Source organism: Rhodococcus jostii RHA1 (genome assembly GCF_000014565.1).
In the GTDB taxonomy this organism is placed as follows: domain Bacteria; phylum Actinomycetota; class Actinomycetes; order Mycobacteriales; family Mycobacteriaceae; genus Rhodococcus_F; species Rhodococcus_F jostii_A.
Genome location: NC_008268.1, coordinates 3,263,702 through 3,286,563 on the forward strand (window position 1 = coordinate 3,263,702; position 22,862 = coordinate 3,286,563).

The following is a 22,862-nucleotide window of genomic DNA, read 5'->3' on the forward strand; positions in this document are numbered from 1 at the left end:
CCCGACGAATGGAGAACCGACATGTCCGCAGATAGAAGTGTGCCCCCGACCGGAAGGGACACCGACCGCGTGCGGATCGGTGCGGTCTACCCGCAAATCGAGCTCGGCGGGGACCCCCGTGCTGTGCGGCGATTCGGCACAGCAGTCGAGGATCTGGGTTTCGACTACCTACTCGCCTACGACCACGTCCTGGGGGCCGTGCACGCCGACCGGACACCGCCCCTGACAGGGCCCTACACCGAACACGACCCGTTTCACGACCCATTCGTCATGTTCGCCTTCCTGGCTGGAATCACCGAGCGGATCGGTTTCTCTACCGGCGTGCTGATCCTGCCGCAACGCCAAACCGCTCTGGTGGCGCGGCAAGCCGCCGACGTCGATCTACTCTCCGGCGGCCGGTTGCGGCTCGGTGTCGGTGTCGGCTGGAGCCCCGTCGAATACGAAGCCCTCGGCCAGGCCTTCCGCACCCGGGGAGCCAGGCAAGAAGAACAGATCCAGCTGCTGCGCCAGCTGTTCACCGAACCGGTCGTCGATTTCTCCGGCCGCTTCGACCGAGTCGATCGCGCCGCCCTCACACCCCAACCGAGCCGGGCCATCCCGATCTGGCTCGGCGGCGCCACAAAGGCAGCGTTCGAACGCGCCGTCCGCCTCGCAGACGGCTTCATCTTCTTCGGAGCGACCGGGATCGACACCGCTGTTGAATCCTGGCAAGAGCTGCGCGAACGCGTGCATGCAGCGGGCCGGCCGGTCGAGGATTTCGGCGCGGAATACGTCGTGCTCAGCCAGGGTGCCGACGCCGTCAGCACCGAGATCGCGGCCTGGCGCGAAGCGGGCGGCACCCACGCCGCCGTAGCGACGATGGGCTTTGGCCTCAACACCGTCGAAGCGCACATCGACTACCTCACCACGATCGCGGACACGTTGAACCTCACCTGACATCCGCAGACACATCACCCCGCCCCGCTGCGACATCGAACCAGCGACGAGACATCGCAGCTGGGACGTCGTCAGTGCATGTGGCTTCCACCGTTGATGTCGATGGTCGTCCGATCAGGTAGGCAGCATCGTCGGAAGACAGGAAGGTGATGACAGAGGCCACGTCGCGTGTGGTCGCGGTGCGTGCGAGCGGAATGCCCTGTGCAATAGCTTATTCCTGCTCGTCGGTGCTACCGACACGAATGTTGGTGTCCACCGCTCCCGGCGTGACAGCGTTGATCGTCACGCCGGAGTCTTCCAGTTGCGCGCAAGCGATTTGGTGAAGCCGAGGATCGCAGCCTTGGCCGACGAGTACGGCACCTTGCCGAACACTCCCCCGCCGCGCTGCGCGACACCGAAGACATCGTCACGATGCGACCCCAGCCCCAACGGGGCCACCGACCGCGCGCAGGCCCGACTCAGCGACCGGGTCCCATCAGCGTTCGACGCCGGCATCCGCGCCTATCCCGAAAGCGGATCGGTTACCGGAGCGGCCGGCGGAATCCATCCGTGGCCTCCGCTCCTACTCTGGACGTTGCCCCGGTCCCCGCTTATGCAGAAGTTCCGTATTCACAAGGTCGCTATCAACCGTGATCTGTTGCAGGGTCGCCGCCGGCCACGCTTCGAGCGAGTCAGTGTTCAGCACATCATCGATACATCGTGTGCTGCCGCCGAGATAGGCGCATGGAAAGTCGAAGTGTGTTGCCACGTACCAGGCTCGATCGTCTGGCCACCACAAGTGACCCTCGGGAATTGCATCAGACGGCATCGCCGTTAATGGCAGAAGAGCCTGCCGGGATCGCGATCACCGTGGGATTGGGAGAAATTGACCCTGGGGTGCGGTTCATCAGCCCTAGGGTTGGTGCTCGTCCCTGCAGATGCGGACAAGGGTTGTCGACATCCACGAGGGTGTTCCGCCAACCGAAGGGGTGCCCCGGACGATCGAAGAAGAATCCCATGTCCGATCCAGGAATACCCTGGGCAACAATCATCGAGAAACTACGGTGGGGGCAGATGACCGTGGCCGAAGCGGCCGCAGCAGCGAACACCACCGTCGCGACAGTCGAGGCGGAGCTCGAGACAGCGGCATTCCTCGGAAAGCACGGCCCCGAAGCTGCGCAGATGGCCGAGAAATTCATCGAGATGCGCAAGTTCGTAGACGCTAAGAACGCCGCCCAGGCCGCCAAGAGCGTCCAGAAACTCAGTCAGGGCGCCCGGGCCGTCAATAGAGCCGCCCAGGCGGCCCGACCCTTCGGTGCTGTGAAGAGAGCTCGGGAGGCCCGGCTGCTTCTCGGCCTCAGTGGGCCCGCTCTGGTCCTCCTCGTAGTCGGCATCGCCGCGATCGGCCTGATCGGTGCCGTCTACGTGAACTACGGGAACACCCCGGTCCAGCCCGGCCCGAAGATGCTGAACCGGCCCGCCGCGACACCGGTCGAGGAACCCGCTCCCGGGGATGAGGGCAGCGCTCCCGTCGAGCCCGCACCCGATCCTGGAGACCCCGGGCTCGTTCCGGCGGAGCCCGTGTCCGATCCGGTGACGCCCGAACCAGTTCCGGCTCCTGCGCCGCCCGCTCCACCCGCCCCGGCTCCCGCGGATCTTTCTCCCGAAGAACCCCATCCGGCCGCCCCGGCTCCCGCTGATCCCGTACCTGTGGGCGCTCCCGCTCCGGCGGCGCCTGCTCCCGCCGCGGCGGACCCCGTAGAGCCAGCTCCCGCGCCGGCCATGCCTGCTCCGCCGGTAGAGCCAGCGTCGCCGCCGTCGATACCCGACGCCCATGGCGGAACTGCACGCGCGCAATCCGCACCGGCAATGCCCGCACCCCAGGTCGAGGCTGCACCGGCGCCCCAAGCCCCTCCGATCGAAGCTGCGCCCGTGGCCCCGATGCCCGATTCTTCACATGGCGCTCCACCTGACATCGGCGGATACGGGGCGGATCCCGGAACCTACACGGACCCGGGGACGACGTACACCGATCCGGGGACGACGTACACCGATCCGGGGACGACGTACACGGACCCGGGGACGACGTACACCGATCCGGGGACGACGTACACCGATCCGGGGACGACATACACCGATCCGGGGACGACGTACACCGATCCGGGGACGACATACACGGGCCCGGGGACCTACACCGGAACCGACCAAGGCACATACAGATTGCCGCAAAACTGGTCGGCTGAAGACACTCCATGCGGCGCTTCGGAGTGCGCACCGGAGTACGGAGATAACCCAAAGGCAGCACAGAATTAGCTCTGCAACAGGCCCGATGTGCATATCTACCGGCCCCGCTCGGAGGGGCCGGTAGATCAGTTTCTGGTTCAGTCTGCGACAGCGCTCCTCTGCCTGCCTCCGTGAGTGGGTGACCTCCTCTGCGGATCTGGTCGTACTGTGCGAGCGTGGCACCCTCGAATTCCAGGACTGCTGCAATCTCGGGTCCCGGTAGTAATGGCGCAAAAAACAACGAAGTTCGCGTAGTGCCTGGTCGGCGGCGATTTCTCGGTTCGGGCTGCGAGCCGGGGTGGTTGGTGCTTGGCTTGGCTGCCGATGAGGTTGGTCGGCGTGTTGGAGGCTGGGGTTCGTGGCGACGCGGGTATTCGCGGACGAGGAGTTGCAGCGCCTGCGGGAGTTCCCGGAGATCAGTCGTGAGGAGTTGTTCCGGTACTTCACGCTGACCCCGGCGGATCTGGCGTTCGTTGCTCCGCAGGGCAGGGGCCCTGCGGTCCGTCTGGGCCTGGCGGTGGCGCTGTGCACCTTGCCGTGGCTGGGGTTCGTGCCGGACAAGGTGCCGTCGGCGCCGCCGGTGGCGGTGGCCCGGCTGGCGGATCAGCTGAATATCGATGCTGCGCAGATTCGTTCGTATGGCAAGCGGGCTCAGACACGGACCGAGCATGTGCGGCTGGTGGCCCAGTATCTGGGGTGGCGGCCTGCAGGGCGATGGAGTTGAAGGAGCTGGACGAGTTCCTGCTGGCGCGGGCGATGGAGCACGATTCGCCGACGCTGTTGTTCCGGCTGGCTTGTGAGTACCTGATCTCGGCGCGGGTGATCCGGCCGGGCCCGGAAACGGTGGTCCGCCGGGTCGCGCACGCCCGCATGCGGGCGCAGCGGGAGACCTACGACCGGTTGGCGCGCGAGTTCACGCCGCAGCGGTGTAAGGAACTGGATGCGTTGCTGGTCGTCGACCCGTCGATCGAGATGTCGCGGTTGCGGTGGTTGTCGACCGGCCCGGTGGAGGCGTCGGCGACCGCGGTAAAGGCCGAGGTCGAGAAGCTGGTGTTCCTGCGCAACCTGGGCGCGGATGAGCTGGATATGTCGGTGCTGCCGGCGGAGCGGCGGCGGTTCCTGGCGACGGTGGGCCGCCGCTTGACGGGCCAAGCCCTCGAACGCCGGGATCCGCAACGCCGCTACCCGTTCCTGCTCACGGGTTTGGCGCAGTCGGCCACCGATGTGCTCGACGAGGTGGTGCAGCTGTTCGATCAGGCGATCTCGGCCAGGTCGAGCAAGGCCGAACGCCGGATGCGCGACGAGCTGGCCGAGCGCGGTAAGGCGGGAGAGGATCGGCAGGGGTTGCTCGACGACCTGCTGGCGATCGTCTGTGACCTGCAGATCCCCGACGAGGAGATCGGCGGCCTGATCCGGGGCGATCGGATCGGATGGGAGCGGTTGCGGGCCGCGGTCGCGCAGGCCAAGCCTCGGCTGCCGCGCGATCACGGGCACCTGGCCGCGCTGGACAGCTCGTACTCCTACCTGCGGCAGTTCACCCCGCAGGTGCTGTCGACGGTCCGGTTCGCCGGCGGCACCGCGGCGACCGAGCTGCTGATCGGGGTGCACATGCTGCGGGAGCTGAACGCGACCGGTACCCGTAAGGTGCCCGACGACGCGCCGACAGGGTTCGTGCCGACGAAGTGGCGCGGCTACCTCGACGAGGCCCGCAAGACCGGCAGTACCACCGCCTATCGGCACTACTGGGAGCTGTGCGTGCTGCTGGGGCTGCGCGACGGGTTGCGTCAGCGGGGATGTGTTCGTGCCGGGGTCGCGCCGCTACGCCGACCCGGCCGCGTACCTGCTGACCCCGCAGGCGTGGGAGCCGCAGCGCGACGAGTTCTGTCGCCTGGTCGGCAAATCCGCTGATCCCGCTCGCGCGCTGGCGACCGCCACCGACGAGCTCGACGCCGCTATGGGCGAGTTGGAGAAGGTGCTCGCCGTCGGCGACGGGCCGGTCCGTCTCGATGAGGCCGGTGACCTGGTGATCTCACCGCTGTCGGCGGAGGACGTGCCCGCGGAGGCGACGGCGCTCAAGGCCGAGCTGACGGAGATGCTGCCGTTCGCGCCGATCGTGTCGCTGCTGATCGAGCTGGACAAACGCACCGGCTACCTGGACTGCTTCACCCATGCCGGAGGCAAGCAGGCCCGCAGCCCAGAGTTGAAACGCAACCTCATCGCCGTTCTGCTGGCCTACTCCACCAACCTCGGGCTGACCCGAATGGCCGAGGCGTCGGGCCTCTCCTACGGCATTCTGGCCTGGACCAGCGAATGGTATGTGCGGGAGGAGACACTGCGGGCGGCGAACCTGACGATCATCGACTACCACCAAAGGCTGCCGCTGACCCCGGTCTTCGGCGCCGGCACCCTGTCGTCGAGTGATGGGCAGCGGTTCCCGACCCGCGGGAAATCGGTCACCGCCAGAGCGTTGAGCCGCTATTTCGCGAACGAAGGACTGAGCACGTATACCCATGTCACCGATCAGCACGCCACCTACGGCACGAAGGTCATCGTCGCGACGAGACGTGAAGCTCACTACGTGCTGGACGAAATCCTCGGAAATGCAACGGATCTGCCGATCACCGAGCATGCGACCGACACGCACGGCGTCACCCTGGTGAACTTCGGGCTGTTCGACCTGCTCGGGTTGCAGCTCTCGCCCCGCATCCGGGACCTGGGCCGGATCACCCTGTACCGGGCGGCGCCGCGGGCCCAGGTCGAGTCCGCGTTCCCGCACGCCGGGCCGCTTTTGACCCGGAAGCTGAATCTGGATCTCATCGCCGAGCACTACGACGACCTGCTCCGGCTTGCCGGGTCGCTGAAGTTCGGGCACGCCACCGCGTCGCTGCTGGTCGGCAAGCTCCTCCGCGTCGGGCCGGCAGAACGCCCTCGCGGCGGCGCTCAAGGAATACGGGGCGCTGCGGCGCACGATCTACGCCGCCCGGTATCTATCCGACCCGGGCTATCGGCGCAAGATCTCCCGCCAGCTCAACAAGGGCGAATCCCCTGCACGCGCTCCGCCGCGACCTGCTCTACGCGCACGAAGGCGCCGTGCGCGCGAGGCACCTGGAGGGACAGACCGAACAGGCATGGTGCCTCACATTGGCGACCAACGCCGTCATCGCCTGGACCACAGAGTATTACGGGCTGGCGACCGAACAAATGCGGCGGGCCGGGCGGCGGATCGACGACGAGGTGCTGGCGCACATCTCCCCGGCCCACAGCGAGAACATCAACTTCTTCGGCGCCATCGAGGTCGACATCGACGCCGAACTCGCCCAGCTCGGCCCCACCGGGTACCGGCCGCTGCGCGTACGTGACACCCTGTTCTGACCGGGGGAAACCGAGTGATGCGATGGACCCGATGGCCCCGGCCGCGAGCCTGAGTCACCCCGTCGCGCCCGATTCCGAGCGCCTCGACACCTTCCGGATTCTCGCCGACCCCACCCGGATGCACTCGCCGCCCGCACCGCACACCCGCCCGACTGACACCGCCGGCGGCCCAGGGTCATTGGCCCGAGATTTGTGTCGGCGCCGTCCCTTAGCCTCACCGGTAACAGCACCGCCGAGCCGGGAGCGGAGGGAAACCATGGTCGCCGCCATGCTGATGCTGCCCGGGAAATCCTGGGCCGAGGGTTTCAATCAGGTCGAGGCCGGTTGTGGTGGTCAGGTATTCGCTCTGCTCCTACGGCGCAAAGAGGCGCTGTCGGGGTGCTCAACTGTCGCGAGTAATGATGCCGGCTTTTGCCGACTCGACGAGCGTTCGACCCGGGGACGACATTGTCCTCACCGCGCCTGCTGCTTGCCTGACACCGGGCCACTTGATCGCCCAACTCCTTTCTCTCACAAGGTCATCGCCAGCGGGGGTAGGGCGGAGCAGGATCGCCGTCCGATACAGGTTCGTGGCGTGGTCGCTTTCGGCGTGAGATTCAGGTGGGATCCGATGCTGTTTGCCGCTTCTGGCGGGCGGTGGTGTTCCACCAGCGGCGGGCGTACCTGCTGAGGGTTGCTTGGTTGTCCAGCCCTATGGTCGCGGCGATCTGTGTGAGTGGCAATCGGGTCTCGGTGAGGAGGGTCGCGGCGCGTTCGCGTCGGACGTCGTCGAGGATTGTGCCGTAGTTCGTGCCCTCGCTATGGAGGTGCCGTTGAAGTGAACGTGTCGACATGGCAAGGAGGTTCGCGGTCGCCTCGATGCTGAGGTGGCTGGTGCCGAGGGACTGACGCAGGAGGGTCTTGGCGCGCGTGGTGACGGTTAGGTCGGGAGGGCTGAGGTGCTGTTCGAGGTAGGTCAGTGCCAGGTGTCGGGTGGTGCGATCGCCACCGGCAATGGGTTGTCGGGACAGCGACTGGGGGACACGCAGCACGGCGGCGTCGCGGTTGAATGTGACGTGGGTGCCGAACAGCGACTCGTATCGGGCAAGGGGTGCGACCCCAGCATGGGGCAGTTCGACGCTGCGGAGTCCGTAGTTGCCGCCGTTGAGGTAGAGGAGCGTGCGGTGGAGGAAAAGGAGTCCCATGTCGATGCTCTGGGGTGGGGCGCTGACGCCGGGCGGGTATCCGTAGCGGCAGCCGACGACACCGCGGACGCCGCGCGGGTCGGGGACGAGTGCGACGCTGAGGCCGCGCGCGTGGACGAAGAGGTATTTGGCAGTGCAGTCGAGTGCTTCAGCGATCGATCGGGAATTGCGAACGGCGATTGCCAGGGGGCCGAGCAGGTCGAGATCTTGGCGCAGCGCTACCCGCAGTCCCATATCGGAGCAGTTCAGTTTCTGGGCCGCGAGTTCGAGCATCGCGGCCATGGCTGTGTCTCTGACCAGGAGTTCGTCGCTGTCCAGGGAGGCAAGGGGGAGTCCTGCACGGGTCGCGAGTTCATCCGCGTCGCCGCCAAGTTCCTCGATGACGTGGCGGACGCCACGCAGGCCTGCAGATCTCACCCACGCCATAGCGAAGAGTGTCGCGGCCGTTGGCGTGATCAGTCAAATTGTTGGCGCGATTCGTCAAGTTCGATGGACGGCGCGTCCATACGTTGGGGCCATGGATTTCACACCTTCGGCACGCGCCCAGGAGCTGACCGAGGCGGTCTCCGGGTTCATTGCCGAGCACATCGCCCCGATCGAGCACGAGTATCACCAGGAGGTCGCGCAGCTGCGGGCCGGCGGTGGCGACCCATGGATCCCGTTGCCGATTGTGGCGGAGTTGCGGTCGCGGGCCCGGGCGGCGGGATTGTGGAACTTGTTTCTTCCCGCGGGGCATGAGCGGGACTATGCCGAGCGGTACGGCACCTGCGGTGGAACCGGCCTGCGCAACGTCGACTACGCGCCGGTGGCCGAGACGATGGGCCGCTCGTTCCTGGCGCCGTACGTCTTCAACTCCAACGCGCCGGATACCGGCAACGCCGAGGTACTGCTCAAATACGGATCCACTGAGCAGCAAGCGCGGTGGCTCGATCCCCTGCTCGCGGGAGAGATCCGCAGTGCGTTCTGCATGACCGAGCCGGGTGTTGCCTCGTCGGATGCGACGAACATGGAGCTTTCGGCGGTCGTCGACGGCGACGAGGTCGTCTTGAACGGCCGTAAGTGGTGGTCGACGGGTGTCGGTCATCCGGACTGTCAGATCTTGCTGGTGATGGGGGTGACTGCGCCCGAAGCCGACCGCCACCGCCGCCACTCGATGGTCCTGGTGCCGGTCGCAACGCCCGGCGTGAAGGTGGAGCGCCTGTTGGACACCATGGGCTTTCAGGATGAGCCCTACGGACACGGGGAGGTCAGCTTCACCGACGTCCGGGTGCCGGTCGAGAACATCATCGCCGGGCCGGGGCGCGCTTTCGAGATCGCCCAGGGGCGACTGGGTCCGGGACGGGTGCATCACTGCATGCGCCTGATCGGTTTGGCTGAGCATGCACTCGAGCTCGCATGTCGCCGTGGATTGGAGCGCACCGCGTTCGGAAAGCCACTGGCGAGCTTGGGTGGCAACCGCGAGCGCATCGCCCAGGCCCGGATCGCGATCGACTCGGCACGCCTGCTGGTGCTGCACGCCGCGTGGAAACTCGACCGAGGCGGGGCACTGCACGCGCTGTCGGAGGTCTCCCAGATCAAGGTGGCGGTGCCGAACATGGCCCAGCAGGTCATCGACTTCGCCATTCAACTGCACGGCGGCGCCGGTCTGAGCAGCGACTTTCCGCTGGCTGGCGCCTGGACCGCCGCCCGAGCGGTCCGGCTCGCCGACGGCCCCGACGAGGTGCACCTGGGCATGGTGGCGCGAGTCGAGCTCGGCAAGTACGGGGCCCGCCGATGAGGGCGGGGCAGCAGCGGCGCGGTTCGATCGTCATCACCGGCGCCAGTTCAGGTTTGGGGGCGGAGATGGCCCGCCAGTTCGCCGCCCTCGGCTACGACCTCGGGTTGGCGGCGCGGCGGGTGGAACGACTCGCCGAACTTCGTCAGGAGATTCTCGCCGCCCATCCCGATCGTCGAGTCGAGGTTGCCGCGCTCGATGTCACCGATGGTGACGCGGTGCATACCGTCGTGGCCGAGCTCGATCGGCGCCTCGGCGGTATCGACCGACTGATCGCGAACGCCGGCAGCGGCACGGGGGCCGCGCTCGGCACCGGCGGCTGGAACGCCAACAAGATCACGGCCGAGACCAACTTCGTCGGAGTACTGGCTCAGGCCGACGCCGCTATGGAGGTCTTCCGGAGGCAAGGGCGTGGACACCTGGTACTGATCTCATCGATGTCGGCGGTTCGAGGTATGCGCCGGGCAATGACCACCTACGCCGCCAGTAAGGCTGGCGTCGCCGTGGCTGCCGAGGGGCTGCGCGCCGAAGGACTCAGCGGCATCGACATTTCGGTCATCTACCCCGGCTACATCGCCTCGGAGATGAACGCACATGTCCGCGACCGCACCCCGTTCCTGGTTGACACGGCCACCGGCGTCCAGGCGATGGTCACCGCGATCGAGAAGCGCCGCAAGAAGGCTTACGTACCGGTCTGGCCGTGGGTTCTCGTGGGTGCCGCGATGCGGTTCCTGCCGCTCGCGGTGGTCAGGAAACTGTCATGAGCAGGCGCGCCCGCGGGCACACGCAGCACCACCGCCGACCCGAGGCCGCCGGCGAGGTTCGCCGCGAGGATGCTTTCGACGTCGACGCCCTCGCCGGTTGGCTGCCCGAGCATGTCGGCCCGCAGTGGGCGCCGGAACTGTCGGGCACCCCGCGGGTCACGCAGTTCTCCGGGGGAGCCTCGAACCTCACGTATCTGCTGAGGTTTCCGTCAGGACGAGAGGTGATCCTGCGGCGCCCGCCTGCGGGAACTAAATCCGACGGGGCCCACGATATGGGGCGGGAGTACCGGCTGCAGACCGCACTGCGTCCACATTTCCCGCTCGCTCCGGAAACTATCGCTCTGTGCGAGGACTCGGGCGTGATCGGGAGCCCGTTCTACCTCATGGAGCGCGTCGATGGGCCGATTCCCCGCAGGCATCTTCCCCGAGAAAACGCGGAGGCACCGGAGCAGGTGAGCAGGCTGTGTCACCGGGTGGTCGACGTGCTCGTCGATCTGCACTGTGTTCCGATCGAGGGGACCGAACTCGCGGCACTGGGCAAGGGGGATGGCTATGTGAGTCGGCAGGTCGAGGGCTGGGCCAAGCGCTACACCGCGGCCCGCACCCGCAACGTCGGGTCCTTCGCCCGGGTCATCGACTGGCTGCGGGTGAACCAACCCGCCGACCGTGCCGCGGTACTGATCCACAACGACTTCCGACTCGACAACATCGTCCTCGACCCGGCGGACCCCACCGTCCCGGTCGCGTTGCTGGACTGGGAAATGGCCACCATTGGTGACCCACTTATGGACCTGGGAAGCGCGTTGGCGTACTGGGTCCAAGCCGACGACGGCTGGCTGTTCCGGCAGTTCCGCCGCCAACCCACCCATGTTCCCGGCATGCTCACCCGACGCGAGGTCGTCGCCCACTACGCCGAACGGACGCGAATCGACGTCACCGAGGAACAATGGGCGTTCTACGAGGTCTTCGGCCTATTTCGACTTGCCGGAATCTGTCAGCAGATCTACTACCGCTACTACCACCGTCAGACCACCAACGCCGCCTTCCGGACCTTCGGGATCGCCGTCGTCGCCCTCGAACTGCGCTGCCGCCGAATCATCCGCGAGATCGAACGCCGCCGTCGAGCCGGAACCGCTGCACGGCGCATCGGGTTGGAGCGGTCGTGAGCGCGCCGCGATCCCCCGGCCGAGTGCCTATCCCACACACAGATGGTCGTCGCAGTACCGCGGCCCGTCGGCCAGGTCGGCATCGCCGAGGCGTCCGACCGAATGCAAACAGATCAACGTCCGGTATGCCCTCACAGAGTTGACTGCCCCGACTGATCGTCGCCTCAATTCGGCAAATGAACAGGTGGTGTCAGGGCTGTGCGGCGGGCGGGGCTGCGAACGAGCCCGACGCCCCGAGGATCGCGTGGACCGCGGCGCGGACTCGCTCGGCGACGGCCCCGGTGGAGATGGCATCGAACTTGCCGTCGAGGTGCAAGAACGCCAGACCATGCACCAGCGCCCACACCGCATCAGCCATCGCATCCGGGGCGGCAGTGGGAAATGTCTGCTGCACAATAGATTTGACGTACTCGTGAATCGCCGTTGTCGCGGCTACCCGTTCAGGGTTGGTCGGGTCGCACGGTTCGGCGAACATGACACGGAACAGTCCGGGGCGTGCGAGCGCGAACTGGACGTAGGCGATGGCGATCGCGGCGAGGTCGTCTGCGGTGGTCGGGGCGGGATGGGCTGCGGTCAGCCGGCCGGCCAGGTCTTGGTAGCCCACCGCGGCGACGGCGGACAGCAGCGCATCGCGGTCGGAGAAATGCCGGTAGGGCGCGGCCGTGGACACGCCGGCGCGTCGAGCGGCGGCGCGGAGCGAGAGTTCGGCGGCTCCGTCTTCCTCGAGGAGTTCCACCGCCGCGCGCACCAGCGCGTTGCGCAGATCGCCGTGGTGATACGGCTGGGTCGTCGTTGCCATAATCTCAATTTAGCAAGTGTTGACAACGCTTACATACCCGCCTGGTGTTAGTGACGCAACGCATGGTGTGATCATCGTCAGCAGGGCGCTGGCAGGTAGCGTGTCCTCGAGGCGCGGCACAGGCACGCGGCGCCGTGATCGCGGTGGACGGTGTCGTGACCGCGGCGGCATCTGTCGGAGCGGGCGCGCCGGGCAGAATCCACCGATGAGCGGCCCCAGCGCTCACGCAGGATCCGGTGCCAAGGTCCGAAGCCGATGCCGGTGACCTGCATCCCTCTCTCCTGCGCCGCGTACTCAGCTTCGCGCGCCAAGTCCTTCCGGACGACAACATTGTCTATCTCGTATCGGCGAGTAGGGCCGAGGCCGTCCAGTCAGATGCGCGCGAGGCCGACCTCGGCGCAGGCGGCGGGGAACTCGTCAGCGCCGAGTCCGTCGATCGGGCCGACGACACCGGGGGTTCGTCCCAGACCTAGAGCCAGGCGGTGTGCTGCCATTGCCATGAGTTCGGCTGTGACCGTGTACGGGGATGGGCCTTCCACCTCCACTTCGGCCAGGACCTTCCCGGACGACGCACGGGCGACTGCGACCGCGAGTCCCCGGGTCTTGGCGCGCTCTGCCGCGTCTGGACCGCCGGCCGGGCCGGCCATCCGTGCAAAGGCACCGTCGAGCACGCGGCGTCCGAGGGCGGTGCGGGACAGGGTGGTCGCCAGGAGCGAGGCGGCCTGCATGGGTCGCGCGAGCTCGGGGAACCATCCGTTGAACACCCGCACCTGGCGAAGCCCCGGGTACCGGGCCGGCAGCTGCAGCACCTCGGTGCCGGATGCGAGGATTGCGTTCCGCGTGGCACCGCGCACCGTGAAGCGCCTGACGTCCTGGGCGGCGCGCCGGTCTGCCAGTGTCCCGTCCCGGTACATGGTGACCGGGAGGGTCATCCCCTCTGCGACCGTCTTCCGGGTTCCCTGGCTCAACCCCTTCCACAGAGGTCCGGTTGCGAAGTAGCCGATGTCGAGGGACCACGTTGCCGCGCCGCCTTGCTCGGCGGCGAGCGCACCGGCGAGCACCCCGGGAACGTAGTCGTAGCCGAACGCGGGAAGCATTACCGATCCGGTCTCGCGGGCACGGGCGTCGTGGCGGCGGTGGAGTTCGCGCACGAACCCGATCTCGCCGGTGGAGTCGACGTAATGCGCGCCGGATCGGGCGGCAGCTTCGGCCGCGACCCATCCCACCCGCTCGAACGGTCCGACACCGGTTACCAGCACCTCGCCCGGCTCGATCAGTGCCTGCACGCTGGCGGGGTCGGAGACGTCGGCGACCCGGTACTCGAGGCCGCCGTGCGCGGCCGCCAAGTGTGCGAGCTTGTGTTCCGATCTGGCGGCGAGCACCGGTCGCAGGCCTCGCCGCACGAGCGCCTCGACGGCCAGGCCACCGGCGTATCCGGTGGCCCCGAAGACGACGATCCGGGTTGGCGCGTTCTCTGTCATGGTGGAGTCTCCTTCGAGTTCGGGTCGGTGTGCCTGGCCGTGCTGGGGTTGGTACCTCGGGCGGCCCGGTGTTCGGTGTTCAGCTCAGCGAGCCGAATTCGGTCCGGTCCAGGCGTCCGCGGTGATCCGCAATCGTGCGGCCCCGGCGGCGGTACGGACGACCGCCAGTCGGCGCTCCCCGGGCGGCGGTCCCCTTTCCTACCGGCGCAGGTAATACCGGTGATTGCCGGCGGCTCTCAGGCGGTGAACTGGTGCACCTCTGTGCGCTGAGCCTTGTCGACGCTGCGAGACGCACCGTCGTCTGGAAGCCGGGTGAAGGCTGGGAAGCGGTCGAAGACGCGGGTCGCTATCAGCCCGGTCGCGATGCTGATCGCGGCAAGCACCAGTAGGTACCACCAGGCGGGCTCCATTCCTGAGCCAGGCGTCGAGTCGAAGTAGAGGATCGAGCGCAGTCCGTTGACTACTGCACGCATCGGCTCGAATGGGGCGATCGCACGGAAGAAGTCCGGGGTGGCTTGCAGTGGGATGGCCCCACCCGACGACGTCATCGCCAATGCCACGAAGAAGAAGGTGTTGACGAGCGGACCGAAGGATCCGAACAGAGCGAAAACGGTCAGCCCACCGACGCCGACCGCGGCGACGGTAGCGGTCGCGAAGAGCCATAGTGTGAGCGGTGAGACCAGCGGCATACCGAGCCACGGCCCGGCGACGAGGAGGATCGCGGCCGTCGTTGGTGGAGTGGCAGCCAGCATCACGAGCCACTTGAGGATCAAGGCGCGGGTACGGGAAAGATGGCGGTACGGGTTGCGACGGACACGGGGGCCTGTCTCCTGAGGGATGAACCCGATCACGGTGTCAATGAGTGGATGTACCGCGGAGGCGCCGATGAATGCCACGATGATCAGGACGATTGCCAGGTAGAAGACGCTGGTGCCTAGGCCGGTGTGGGAGGGCAGCGGATCGAGTGGTGCGATGGCAATGGCGAACGGAGTCGCCAGGGCGGTGGCGGTGGCGGTGTCAACAGGTGCTCCACCAGTGGCCATGAGCTGCCGGCCGAGTGCAGTGCGTACCCCCTCGACAACCGGGCCGACGTTACCGGTGAACAGGCCGGCGGTCATCGCACCGGACCGGGACGTGGTGTCCAAGTGGACAACCGGATGCGTCGGCGCACCCGGGCCGGGACGGGTCAGCGCGCCCACCTGGGCATTGAAGTCATTCGGGATTCGGATGATGCCGACGATGTGCCCGTTTCGCATCTGGTGGTCGGCTTCGTCGGTGGACATCGCCATCAGCGTGATCTTGTTGTCGTCGACGTGTTGCTCGATGCCGTCGGCCACAGCGTCGGCGGGGCTGGCGGCTCCGAGTTGCACGGTCTGCGGCTCCACGACCAGCGCTACGGGAAGGTCCTTCAGGTCACCCTGCGGGTCGATGGTGCCGCCGAGGTAGACGGCGGGGAGCGTGAGCCCGAGGAGGATCAGGATCGTTACGGACGCTATCCAGGTACGCGGGTGCCAAAGGAATCGCCGCGTGACGGGTTCGGCGACTACCGAGGGAGATACTTCGGGCACTGCGTGTTTCGTGGTCCGGGCTGCTGGGCTGGGTTCGCTCACTGCGCGACTCCTCGGTCATTCGTTGAGTAGGTGGTGACGCTGAATGGGATCGGACGCCGCGTTGCGCGCGCCGAAGCCGGTCGAAGTTGCGCATGGGGCGACTTCCGACGCCTACGAGGTATGCGGCTGACTGATCTGTGCCCGGATCGGGTCTTTCGAGGAGGACGGCGGCACTGAAGTCGAGCTGTGCGGTCGGTGGGTTTCCTTGCACGGTGGTGGTGGTGTGTCTGTGGCGCACATTCGACCGGTCGGGTGCGGCGTGACCGCGGAACCTCGCCTTGACGCCGTGTGCCGCGGACGGGTTATCCGGGCGAGCTGGGTACAGGGCCGCACGAGATTGTCCGGTGTGGCGGTCATTTCGGCCCCGGACGTACGAGGTGGACGCGGGACTCCGCGTGACTGTCGATGCGGATCGGTGAAACAGCGGATGCCGCGGTGCAGCGGTCCGGTGGTCGCTCGACAGGACGGCGAGCGACCACCGGTAACCGATCAGTGCAGGGCGGTTCGGAGAGTGTCCTGCGCCAGCTTGATGGCGGCGGCCGCACCCTGGGTCGAGCGAAGCGCGTTGAGCATCATGAAGTCGTGGATGACGCCACCGACACGAACGTGGGTGACGGGGACCTCGGCCTCGCGGAGCTTGGCGGCGTAGGCCTCACCTTCGTCGCGAAGCACGTCGGCCTCGGCGGTGATCACCAGGGCTGGGGGCAATCCGCGCAGTTGGTCGACGGTCGCGCGCAGCGGAGAGGCGTAGATTTCGGCACGCTGGGACTCGTTGCTGGTGTACTGGTCCCAGAACCACTGCATGCCTTCGCGAGCGAGGAAGTAGTGCTCGGCGAACTGGTGGTACGAGGGGGTGTCGAATGCACCGTTGGTCACCGGGTAGAGCAGCACCTGCTGCGTGATGTGCACATCGCCGCGATCCTTGGCCATCAGAGTCAGGACGGCGCTCATGTTGCCGCCCACCGAGTCGCCGGCGACCGCGAACCGGGTGGCATCGAGCCCCTTTTCGGCGCCGTGCGCGAACACCCACTGGGCGGCGGCGTAGTTCTGCTCGATCGCCGTCGGGTACTTCGCTTCCGGGGACAGGTCGTAGTCGGGGAACACCACCGCGGCGTCGGCGCCGACGGCGAGCTCACGGACCAGTCGGTCGTGGGTGTGCGCGTTGCCGAACACCCAACCGGCCCCGTGGATGAAGAACAGGACCGGAAGGGTGCCGGTGGCGCCTGCCGGTTTCACGATGCGCACCTTCACCGATCCGGTCGGACCGCCCTCGACGGTGATCCACTCTTCGTCGATCGCCGGTTTGTCGATCTCCCCGGACTGGACCTCGTCGACCGTTTTGCGCCCCTCGGCCGGTGGAAGCTGGAACAGGAACGGGGGCGTGTCGGTCGCCTTCGCGAATTCGGCGGCCTCGGGCTCGAGGACGGGCTTGATGTCGGTCATGTCACTCTCCTGTCGCGGGTTCCGGCGCTGCGGGGTGCACTGCCGGTATGCGAATCACCGTGGGGCACGGCCCCATCGTCGGTGCTACCTGTTTCGGCTCGACCAGTAAATTCTGGGCAAGCCGGGATGGTTCCTGCCTCCTTTCTTCGCGAGAAGTCCTGTGCCGTCGGTGGTCGGTGCATCCTGCCGTCGACGGCACCAGTTCGTGGGGGTCAGGATTGGGTGGGAAGCAGTAGCACCTTGCCGACCGAGTCCTTCGAATCGAGCATCGCCTGTCCTCGTTCGGCGTCGGCCAGTGGCAGCTTGGCCGAGATGACCGGCCGCACGAGCCCCTGGGTGACCAGTGGCCACTCCTTCTCGGCCACCGCGGCGATGATCTCGGCCTTGGAGCCGGGACCGGTCAGCGGCCGGTTCCGGACGTTGAGGCCGATCACCCGGGCGCGCTTGCCGATGAGTGCTCCGACGTTCAGTTCGCCGGTGAGGCCGCCCTGCATGCCGATGATCACCAGTCGTCCGCCGATCGCGAGCGCATCGACGTTGCCGGGTACGTACTGGCCGCCCATGATGTCGAGGATGACGTCGACCTGTCCGGCGAGCTCGGAGGCGAAGTTCTGCTCGCGGTAGTTGATCACGATGTCGGCTCCGAGCTCGCGGCAGCGCTGCGCTTTGGCCTCCGAGCCGACGGTCACCGCCACCGTGGCGCCGAGTGCCTTGCCGACTTGGATGGCGTGGGTGCCGATGCCGCTGCCGCCGCCGTGCACCAGCAATGTTTCCCCGGCCTTCAGGCCGGCGTCCATGACGATGGTCGACCACACGGTGCTCGCCACCTCGGGCAGCGCGGCCGCGTCGACGAGGGAGAGCCCGTCCGGGATCGGCAACAGCTGGGCCGCCGGGACGACGACGTACTCGGCGTATGCTCCGCCCGCGATGAGAGCGCACACCTCATCGCCCGGCCGAAACCCGTCGACTCCCGCGCCGACCGCGACGACGGTCCCGGAGGCCTCCATGCCCATGATGTCGGTGATTCCGGGCGGCGGCGGGTAAAGGCCCTGGCGCTGCATCAGGTCGGCGCGGTTGATGCCGGCCGCGGCGACCTCGAGCAGGACCTCGCCGGCGGCGGGGGTCGGTGTGGGGACCTGCTCGATGTTCATGTTCTTGTCATTGTCGACGACGATGGCCCGCATGGTGTCGGGAACGGTGTCGGGGGTGGTCATGTCAGTGCCTTCCGTGCAACCGCGGCGGCAAGGCCGGGGAGGCCGGGCGCGCTGCGACTGCGATGAATAGTTGGGTCGTCCGATGACCGGCGGATCCCGATGTGCGGCAACAGGATGCGTCTTGGTCCGGATCGCGGGTTCTGAGGGATGAGGGATGCGGAGAGCGGTCAGCGGGCGCCGATCAGCTTCCAGACGCGCAGTACCGCGCTCAGCGCCGGCGCCCATGTGGTCCACGGGATGCGTGCGGGCGGGGTGAAGCCGAGGGCGCGTTGATGGGCGACGGTCTGCGGTTCGGTGTATTTGAGGATGCCGTCCTTGCCGTGGCGGCGTCCCACGCCCGAGTCACCCATTCCGCCCATCGGAGAGTCGATGCTGCCCCACGCCGCCGCGAACGCCTCGTTGACGTTGACGGTGCCGGCGTGCACCCGGGCAGCCACCGCACGTCCGTGGGCGCCGTTGCGGCTCCACACGCTGGCGTTCAGCCCGTATGAGGTGGCGTTCGCCTGCGCGATGCCCTCCTCGACGTCGGCGAAGCCGTAGATCGAGACCACTGGACCGAAGGTTTCGTGCGCGTGGAGGGTCATCTCCGCGGTGACGTCGGTGAGGATGGTCGGCTCGTAGAACAGCGGACCGAGATCGGGGCGGGCGTGCCCGCCTGCCAGCACTGTGGCGCCCTTGCCGACGGCGTCGGCAACGTGCGTGGTGACGGTGTCCAGCTGGGACGCAGTGGTGAGGCTTCCGACGTCGGTGCTGTAGTCGTAGGCCGCGCCGAGCTTCAGTTTCTTCGTCCGCTCCACGAACTTGGTCACGAACTCCTCGCGCACCGATTCGGCGACGTAGATGCGCTCGATCGAGACGCACAGTTGCCCGGCCGACGGGAACGCGGCGGCGACGGCGCCGTCGGCGGCACGATCGAGGTCGGCATCGTCGAGCACCAGCATCGGGTTCTTGCCGCCCAGCTCCAACGAGGCTCCGATCAGACGTTCGCCGGCGTCGCGGGCGATCTGGCGGCCGGTGGCGGTGGACCCGGTGAACATCACGTAGTCGGCGTTGTTCATCAGCGGCTCGCCTATCGAGCTGCCACGGCCGACCACCATCTGCCACACGTCGGCGGGAAGCCCCGCCTCGTACATCAGATCCATGGCCCACAACGCGGTGAGCGCGGTCTGGGTGTCGGGCTTCTGTACCACGGCGTTACCGGCCAGCAGGGCGGGAATCGCATCGCCGGCGGCCATCGACAGGGGGTAGTTCCACGGCGAAATGATCGCGACCACGCCCTTGGGATGGTGCAGTTCGGTGGTATGGGTCAGGATCGGGATCGCTCCGCGCCGGCGCTGGGGGGCCAGCAGCTTTTCGGCGCTGCGCGCGTAGTACCGGGAGGTGATGGCGGTGTCGGTGATCTCCAGGAACGCGTCGCGACGGGTCTTGCCGTTCTCCGCCTGCATCAGGTCCAGGCCTTCGTTCTGGCGTGCGAGGACCAGGTCGTGGAACCGCAGCAGCACCTTGCGGCGCTCACCGATCGAGGTGGCTGCCCATGTGGCCTGGGCGCGACGAGCCCGGACGAACGCTTCCTCGACGTCGCCCGGGGTGGAGACCGGGAATTCGGCGAGTGGCCCGCCGGTGTAGGGGGCGGCGGTGGCGACGCGGGCGGCGTCAGCACTGGCGGCGACCCGACCGGTCAGACGCTCCCGCAGCTGGGCGGTCAGCGAGGACGGGAGGCCGGCGGTCGTCGTAGCTTTTTCGGGGGTGTAGATGGACATGGTGGGGACTCCGTTGAGGGTGTCGGATGTCGGCGTGGAGGCGTGGCCGATTACCGGCTGCGGACCGAGAACGGAACCGGCATGTGCAGCGCGGCCTGTGCTTCGGTGCTGACGTCGAACGCGATGGTGCGGATCGGCTTGAGTGCGCGCAGGTCGTCGGCCATGCGTCCCGCGCCGAGAGTGAGGTCTACCCCGCGCGGGAACATCGAGGTTCCGCTGGCCAGCACGTTGGTCTGGTTCAGGGTGGAGTACCAGGCGTCGTCGACCTTCGTGTAGGAGGTCAGGGTGGATACCTTCTCGCCGCTCCGGGTGCGCTTCTGAGTCGGTGTCGGGGCGGAGAAGGCGAGGTCGACGCCGCCGTCGGCGTTGGCGACGCGCGCGGCGGTCCGGCGGTCGTCGATGTTCACGTCCAGCTCGGTGACCCATTTCGGGAAGCCGTAGCCGTGGCGGCCACGCACCTGGGCGATGTCGGTGTTCACCGGCAGCGAGAGCACGTACGAGTGGAGGTGGTCGTTCGCCAGCGCGGACGCGACGTCTGCAACGGGAATTTTGCCGTGACGGGCGGGGCGCACCGCAACCCCCACCGCAGCCTCGGTGTAGAAGTCGATGTCGCAGACGTCGTAGCGGAAGAACATCACCGACACCAGGCCGAGACCGGGAGCGATCTCCAGTGGGGCGAGCTCACCCGGGATCCGGTTCCGGATCGCCTTGCTGGGCGCGATCATGGTCAGACGTGCCGACGACATCGCGTAGTAGAAGTTCGGAGTCAAGGTGGGCCCGATCCGGGACTCGACCCGGGTCTTGGGAAGGGTCCGGAAGAAGTCGACTCCACTGACCCGCGGATCGCGCGCCACCTCGTCCAGGTCGGTGTCCATCCGGAAGCGCTCGAACAGGCCGCCGGCGGGGACTGTGACGGTGTGTCCACCCAGGTCGACCTCGATGGTGTTCTGCTTTGTTGAAGTCATGTGTCGGTCCTTCGCCATCGGTATGTGTGCACTGCTTACATGATGCTAGACCGATGATGTAAGCAATGTCAACACCTCGTGGGCTGTTGAGGTTGGGGTGAGCGTTCTCGATGCGGGCCGAGCGTGGCGTGCACGACCCCACGAATCCGGGCCCTGAGATCGGGGGTCGAGCTACCGGCGTACTTGCCGTCCAGGTGCAGGAACGCCAGGCCGTGCACCAGCGCCCAGACTGCGGTGGCCATCGCCGCGGGGTCGGCGGACGGGATGGCGCGCTGCACCAGCGTCTGCAGGTAGCCCTCGATCTCGTCGGCGGCGCCCTGCCGCTCGGCGTCCGCCGGATGGCACGGTTCGGCGAACATCACCCGAAACAACGCCGGCCTGGCAAGCGCGAACTGCACATATGCCACCGCGATGTCGGCAAGGTCGCCCGGGTCCTCGGGCGCCGGGTGCGCCCCCTCCAGGGTGGTGACGAGTTCCCGGTAACCCACGGCGGCCACTGCGGATAGCAGTGAGGTGCGGTCGCTGAAGTGGCGGTACGGAGCCGCCGCCGAGACGCCTGCGCGGCGTGCGGCCGCGCGCAGCGACAGGCCCGACGCGCCACCGTCTTCATCGAGCAGTTCGATGGCGGCACGCACGAGCGCATCGGGTAGGTCGCCGCGGTGATAGGGCGTGACAGTCATGTACTCAACCTCCTCGGTTGTTGACGCCGCTTACATTCCAGCTTAGTGTAAGCGGCGCTTACTTGCTTTCGGGGTCGCCCGGAAGCCTTTGACCGAAAGGGTTCGAGGTGTCCAAGGAAATATTCGCCACCGACTTGTTCCAGCCGATCACGTTGCGGTCCGGGCAATTGCTGCCCAACCGGATTGCGAAGGCCGCGATGGAGGAGGGGATGGCCGCCATGGGGCAGCTGCCCACCGAGGGGCTGATCGAGTTGTATCGCCGGTGGGGCGCCGGCGGGGCCGGCGTGCTGATCACGGGGAACGTGATGGTGCACGCGGAGGCGCTCACCGGCCCCGGGGGGGTGGTGCTCGACGAGGGTTCGCCGCTGGGACCGTTTGCCGCCTGGGCGAAGGCGGGGAAGGCCGGCGGTGCCGCCATGTGGATGCAGATCAGCCACCCCGGTCGGCAGATCCAGGCGAACATGCCCGGTGTCATCTGGGGGCCGTCCGAAAAGGCGGTGGACGTCGGCAAGCACTCGAAGAACTTCGGTCGTCCTACCGCCATGACACCGCAGCAGATCCACGACACCGTGGCCCGCTTCGCGACCACCGCGCGGCGAGCGGAAGCGGCCGGATTCGACGGTGTCGAGATTCACGCCGCACACGGCTACCTGCTGTCGCAGTTTCTCTCGCCGCTGGTCAACACCCGCACCGACGAGTGGGGTGGTTCACTCGAGAATCGGGCGCGAATGCTCCTCGACATCGTGCGGGAGGTGCGCTCACAGGTCTCGCCCACCTTCGCGGTCGCGGTCAAACTCAACTCTGCCGATTTCCAACGCGGCGGGTTCGACGCCGCCGACGCCCGCACCGTGATCGCCATGCTGGCCCCACTCGGCGTCGACCTGGTCGAGATCTCCGGCGGTAGCTACGAAAGCCCGGCGATGTCCGGGCGCCCGGTGGACGGGCGCACCGCGGCCCGGGAAGCCTACTTCCTGGAACTGGCGGCCGAACTGGCCCAGAACAGCCCCGTACCGCTCATGCTGACCGGGGGAATCACCCGCCGCGAGACCGCGGAGCACGTACTCGCCAACAACGTCGCACTCGTCGGCATCGGCACCGCCCTCGCCGTCACCCCCGATCTGCCGGCGCGCTGGCGCGCGGGAACCGACGCCACGGCGTCGCTCAAGCCGGTCACGTGGAAGGACAAGCCGCTGGCGTCCCTCGCCGGCATGGGCATGGTGCGCTATCAGCTGCGCCGGTTGGCCCGCGGGAAGCAGCCCGCGGTCGGCGTCGGCCCGGCCCGCGCTCTCGTCGCCGATCAGCTGGTCAAACGCCGCGCGCTCCGGCAGTACTCGAAGTGGCTCGCTTCCCAGCCGCGCAGCGAGACCGGCGCCTCCCGCGTGTGATCCCGCGCTTACCTCTCCATCCAGCGCGGCGAACCTTCCACTACTCCGCGCCCTGCCCCTCGCGGCA

The 22,862-nt window shown here is 67.5% G+C and carries 16 protein-coding genes and 3 pseudogenes; 9 read left to right on the forward strand and 10 right to left on the reverse strand.

The annotated features are described in order from the left end of the window. Window positions 1–21: 21 nt before the first annotated feature. Window positions 22–936 carry an LLM class F420-dependent oxidoreductase gene (locus RHA1_RS15015; protein WP_011595749.1) on the forward strand — a complete coding sequence of 305 codons (915 nt, stop codon included), beginning with the start codon at window positions 22–24 and terminating at the stop codon, window positions 934–936. A gap of 71 nt (window positions 937–1,007) precedes the next feature. Here RHA1_RS15015 and RHA1_RS53595 read toward each other — a convergent pair. Next, a pseudogene (locus tag RHA1_RS53595) lies at window positions 1,008–1,361 on the reverse strand (SDR family oxidoreductase); the annotation flags it as partial. A gap of 571 nt (window positions 1,362–1,932) precedes the next feature. Here RHA1_RS53595 and RHA1_RS46030 point away from each other — a divergent pair. The 4 genes and pseudogenes from RHA1_RS46030 to RHA1_RS52910 all read left to right on the forward strand — a co-directional run bounded on the left by RHA1_RS46030 (window position 1,933) and on the right by RHA1_RS52910 (window position 6,570). Further along, the gene (locus RHA1_RS46030) at window positions 1,933–3,228 is read left to right on the forward strand and encodes a hypothetical protein (protein WP_193384932.1); all 1,296 of its coding nucleotides are present in this window, start codon (window positions 1,933–1,935) and stop codon (window positions 3,226–3,228) included. Between the two features lie 328 nt (window positions 3,229–3,556). Then, window positions 3,557–5,106 (forward strand): annotated as a pseudogene (locus RHA1_RS51830) (DUF4158 domain-containing protein). Between the two features lie 184 nt (window positions 5,107–5,290). After that, window positions 5,291–6,043: pseudogene (locus tag RHA1_RS52905) on the forward strand (Tn3 family transposase); the annotation flags it as partial. A 245-nt stretch (window positions 6,044–6,288) separates the two neighbouring features. Then, window positions 6,289–6,570 (forward strand): Tn3 family transposase, encoded by a 282-nt coding sequence (locus RHA1_RS52910; RefSeq protein ID WP_272942777.1) that lies wholly within the window; start codon window positions 6,289–6,291, stop codon window positions 6,568–6,570. Window positions 6,571–7,166: 596 nt separating this feature from the next. On the opposite strand, the gene RHA1_RS15035 is transcribed toward RHA1_RS52910, so the two are convergent. Continuing rightward, window positions 7,167–8,180, reverse strand: coding sequence for an AraC family transcriptional regulator (locus RHA1_RS15035; RefSeq protein WP_011595755.1), 1,014 nt, complete (start codon window positions 8,178–8,180; stop codon window positions 7,167–7,169). 91 nt (window positions 8,181–8,271) lie between these two features. Between RHA1_RS15035 and RHA1_RS15040 the strand changes: the two genes are divergently transcribed. Genes RHA1_RS15040 through RHA1_RS15050 form a run of 3 tightly spaced genes read left to right on the forward strand, consistent with a single transcriptional unit; the run spans window position 8,272 to window position 11,458 of the window. Further along, window positions 8,272–9,531 (forward strand): acyl-CoA dehydrogenase family protein, encoded by a 1,260-nt coding sequence (locus RHA1_RS15040; protein WP_011595756.1) that lies wholly within the window; start codon window positions 8,272–8,274, stop codon window positions 9,529–9,531. Then, on the forward strand, window positions 9,528–10,292 hold the full coding sequence (locus RHA1_RS15045; RefSeq protein WP_011595757.1) for an SDR family oxidoreductase: 765 nt from the start codon (window positions 9,528–9,530) through the stop codon (window positions 10,290–10,292). The genes RHA1_RS15040 and RHA1_RS15045 overlap by 4 nt, the downstream gene beginning before the upstream one ends. Continuing rightward, window positions 10,289–11,458, forward strand: coding sequence for a phosphotransferase family protein (locus RHA1_RS15050; RefSeq protein WP_011595758.1), 1,170 nt, complete (start codon window positions 10,289–10,291; stop codon window positions 11,456–11,458). The genes RHA1_RS15045 and RHA1_RS15050 overlap by 4 nt, the downstream gene beginning before the upstream one ends. Window positions 11,459–11,648: 190 nt before the next feature. Here RHA1_RS15050 and RHA1_RS15055 read toward each other — a convergent pair whose 3' ends face one another. The 8 genes from RHA1_RS15055 to RHA1_RS15090 form a co-directional block, all read right to left on the reverse strand. Continuing rightward, window positions 11,649–12,257, reverse strand: a complete 609-nt coding sequence (locus RHA1_RS15055; RefSeq protein WP_011595759.1) for a TetR/AcrR family transcriptional regulator — start codon at window positions 12,255–12,257, stop codon at window positions 11,649–11,651. Between the two features lie 371 nt (window positions 12,258–12,628). Further along, the gene (locus RHA1_RS15060) at window positions 12,629–13,738 is read right to left on the reverse strand and encodes a saccharopine dehydrogenase family protein (RefSeq protein WP_011595760.1); all 1,110 of its coding nucleotides are present in this window, start codon (window positions 13,736–13,738) and stop codon (window positions 12,629–12,631) included. A 236-nt stretch (window positions 13,739–13,974) separates the two neighbouring features. After that, window positions 13,975–15,348, reverse strand: coding sequence for a YhgE/Pip domain-containing protein (locus tag RHA1_RS15065; protein WP_011595761.1), 1,374 nt, complete (start codon window positions 15,346–15,348; stop codon window positions 13,975–13,977). A gap of 489 nt (window positions 15,349–15,837) precedes the next feature. After that, on the reverse strand, window positions 15,838–16,791 hold the full coding sequence (locus RHA1_RS15070) for an alpha/beta hydrolase (protein WP_011595762.1): 954 nt from the start codon (window positions 16,789–16,791) through the stop codon (window positions 15,838–15,840). Window positions 16,792–17,003: 212 nt separating this feature from the next. Then, complete coding sequence (locus RHA1_RS15075; RefSeq protein ID WP_041812408.1) at window positions 17,004–17,975, reverse strand: NAD(P)H-quinone oxidoreductase; 972 nt, start codon at window positions 17,973–17,975, stop codon at window positions 17,004–17,006. A 197-nt stretch (window positions 17,976–18,172) separates the two neighbouring features. Further along, window positions 18,173–19,765 (reverse strand): succinic semialdehyde dehydrogenase, encoded by a 1,593-nt coding sequence (locus tag RHA1_RS15080; protein ID WP_011595764.1) that lies wholly within the window; start codon window positions 19,763–19,765, stop codon window positions 18,173–18,175. A gap of 50 nt (window positions 19,766–19,815) precedes the next feature. Further along, the gene (locus tag RHA1_RS15085; protein ID WP_016882071.1) at window positions 19,816–20,730 is read right to left on the reverse strand and encodes an acetoacetate decarboxylase family protein; all 915 of its coding nucleotides are present in this window, start codon (window positions 20,728–20,730) and stop codon (window positions 19,816–19,818) included. Window positions 20,731–20,798: 68 nt separating this feature from the next. Then, a complete protein-coding gene (locus RHA1_RS15090) occupies window positions 20,799–21,410 on the reverse strand; it encodes a TetR/AcrR family transcriptional regulator (RefSeq protein WP_011595766.1) in 612 nt (203 codons plus the stop codon). A gap of 107 nt (window positions 21,411–21,517) precedes the next feature. Here RHA1_RS15090 and RHA1_RS15095 point away from each other — a divergent pair, with 107 nt between their 5' ends. Continuing rightward, window positions 21,518–22,795: an NADH:flavin oxidoreductase/NADH oxidase family protein gene (locus RHA1_RS15095; RefSeq protein WP_011595767.1), complete on the forward strand. Its 1,278-nt coding sequence runs from the start codon at window positions 21,518–21,520 to the stop codon at window positions 22,793–22,795. Window positions 22,796–22,862: the final 67 nt, after the last annotated feature.

Coding starts and splice junctions, on each gene's coding strand:
- RHA1_RS15050 (WP_011595758.1), top strand. CDS start 10,289: ATGAGCAGGCGCGCCCGCGGGCACACGCAGCACCACCGCCGACCCGAG.
- RHA1_RS15055 (WP_011595759.1), bottom strand. CDS start 12,257: ATGGCAACGACGACCCAGCCGTATCACCACGGCGATCTGCGCAACGCG.
- RHA1_RS15075 (WP_041812408.1), bottom strand. CDS start 17,975: ATGCGGGCCATCGTCGTCGACAATGACAAGAACATGAACATCGAGCAG.
- RHA1_RS15090 (WP_011595766.1), bottom strand. CDS start 21,410: ATGACTGTCACGCCCTATCACCGCGGCGACCTACCCGATGCGCTCGTG.
- RHA1_RS15060 (WP_011595760.1), bottom strand. CDS start 13,738: ATGACAGAGAACGCGCCAACCCGGATCGTCGTCTTCGGGGCCACCGGA.
- RHA1_RS15080 (WP_011595764.1), bottom strand. CDS start 19,765: ATGTCCATCTACACCCCCGAAAAAGCTACGACGACCGCCGGCCTCCCG.
- RHA1_RS15070 (WP_011595762.1), bottom strand. CDS start 16,791: ATGACCGACATCAAGCCCGTCCTCGAGCCCGAGGCCGCCGAATTCGCG.
- RHA1_RS15040 (WP_011595756.1), top strand. CDS start 8,272: ATGGATTTCACACCTTCGGCACGCGCCCAGGAGCTGACCGAGGCGGTC.
- RHA1_RS15015 (WP_011595749.1), top strand. CDS start 22: ATGTCCGCAGATAGAAGTGTGCCCCCGACCGGAAGGGACACCGACCGC.
- RHA1_RS46030 (WP_193384932.1), top strand. CDS start 1,933: ATGTCCGATCCAGGAATACCCTGGGCAACAATCATCGAGAAACTACGG.
- RHA1_RS15085 (WP_016882071.1), bottom strand. CDS start 20,730: ATGACTTCAACAAAGCAGAACACCATCGAGGTCGACCTGGGTGGACAC.
- RHA1_RS15035 (WP_011595755.1), bottom strand. CDS start 8,180: ATGGCGTGGGTGAGATCTGCAGGCCTGCGTGGCGTCCGCCACGTCATC.
- RHA1_RS15045 (WP_011595757.1), top strand. CDS start 9,528: ATGAGGGCGGGGCAGCAGCGGCGCGGTTCGATCGTCATCACCGGCGCC.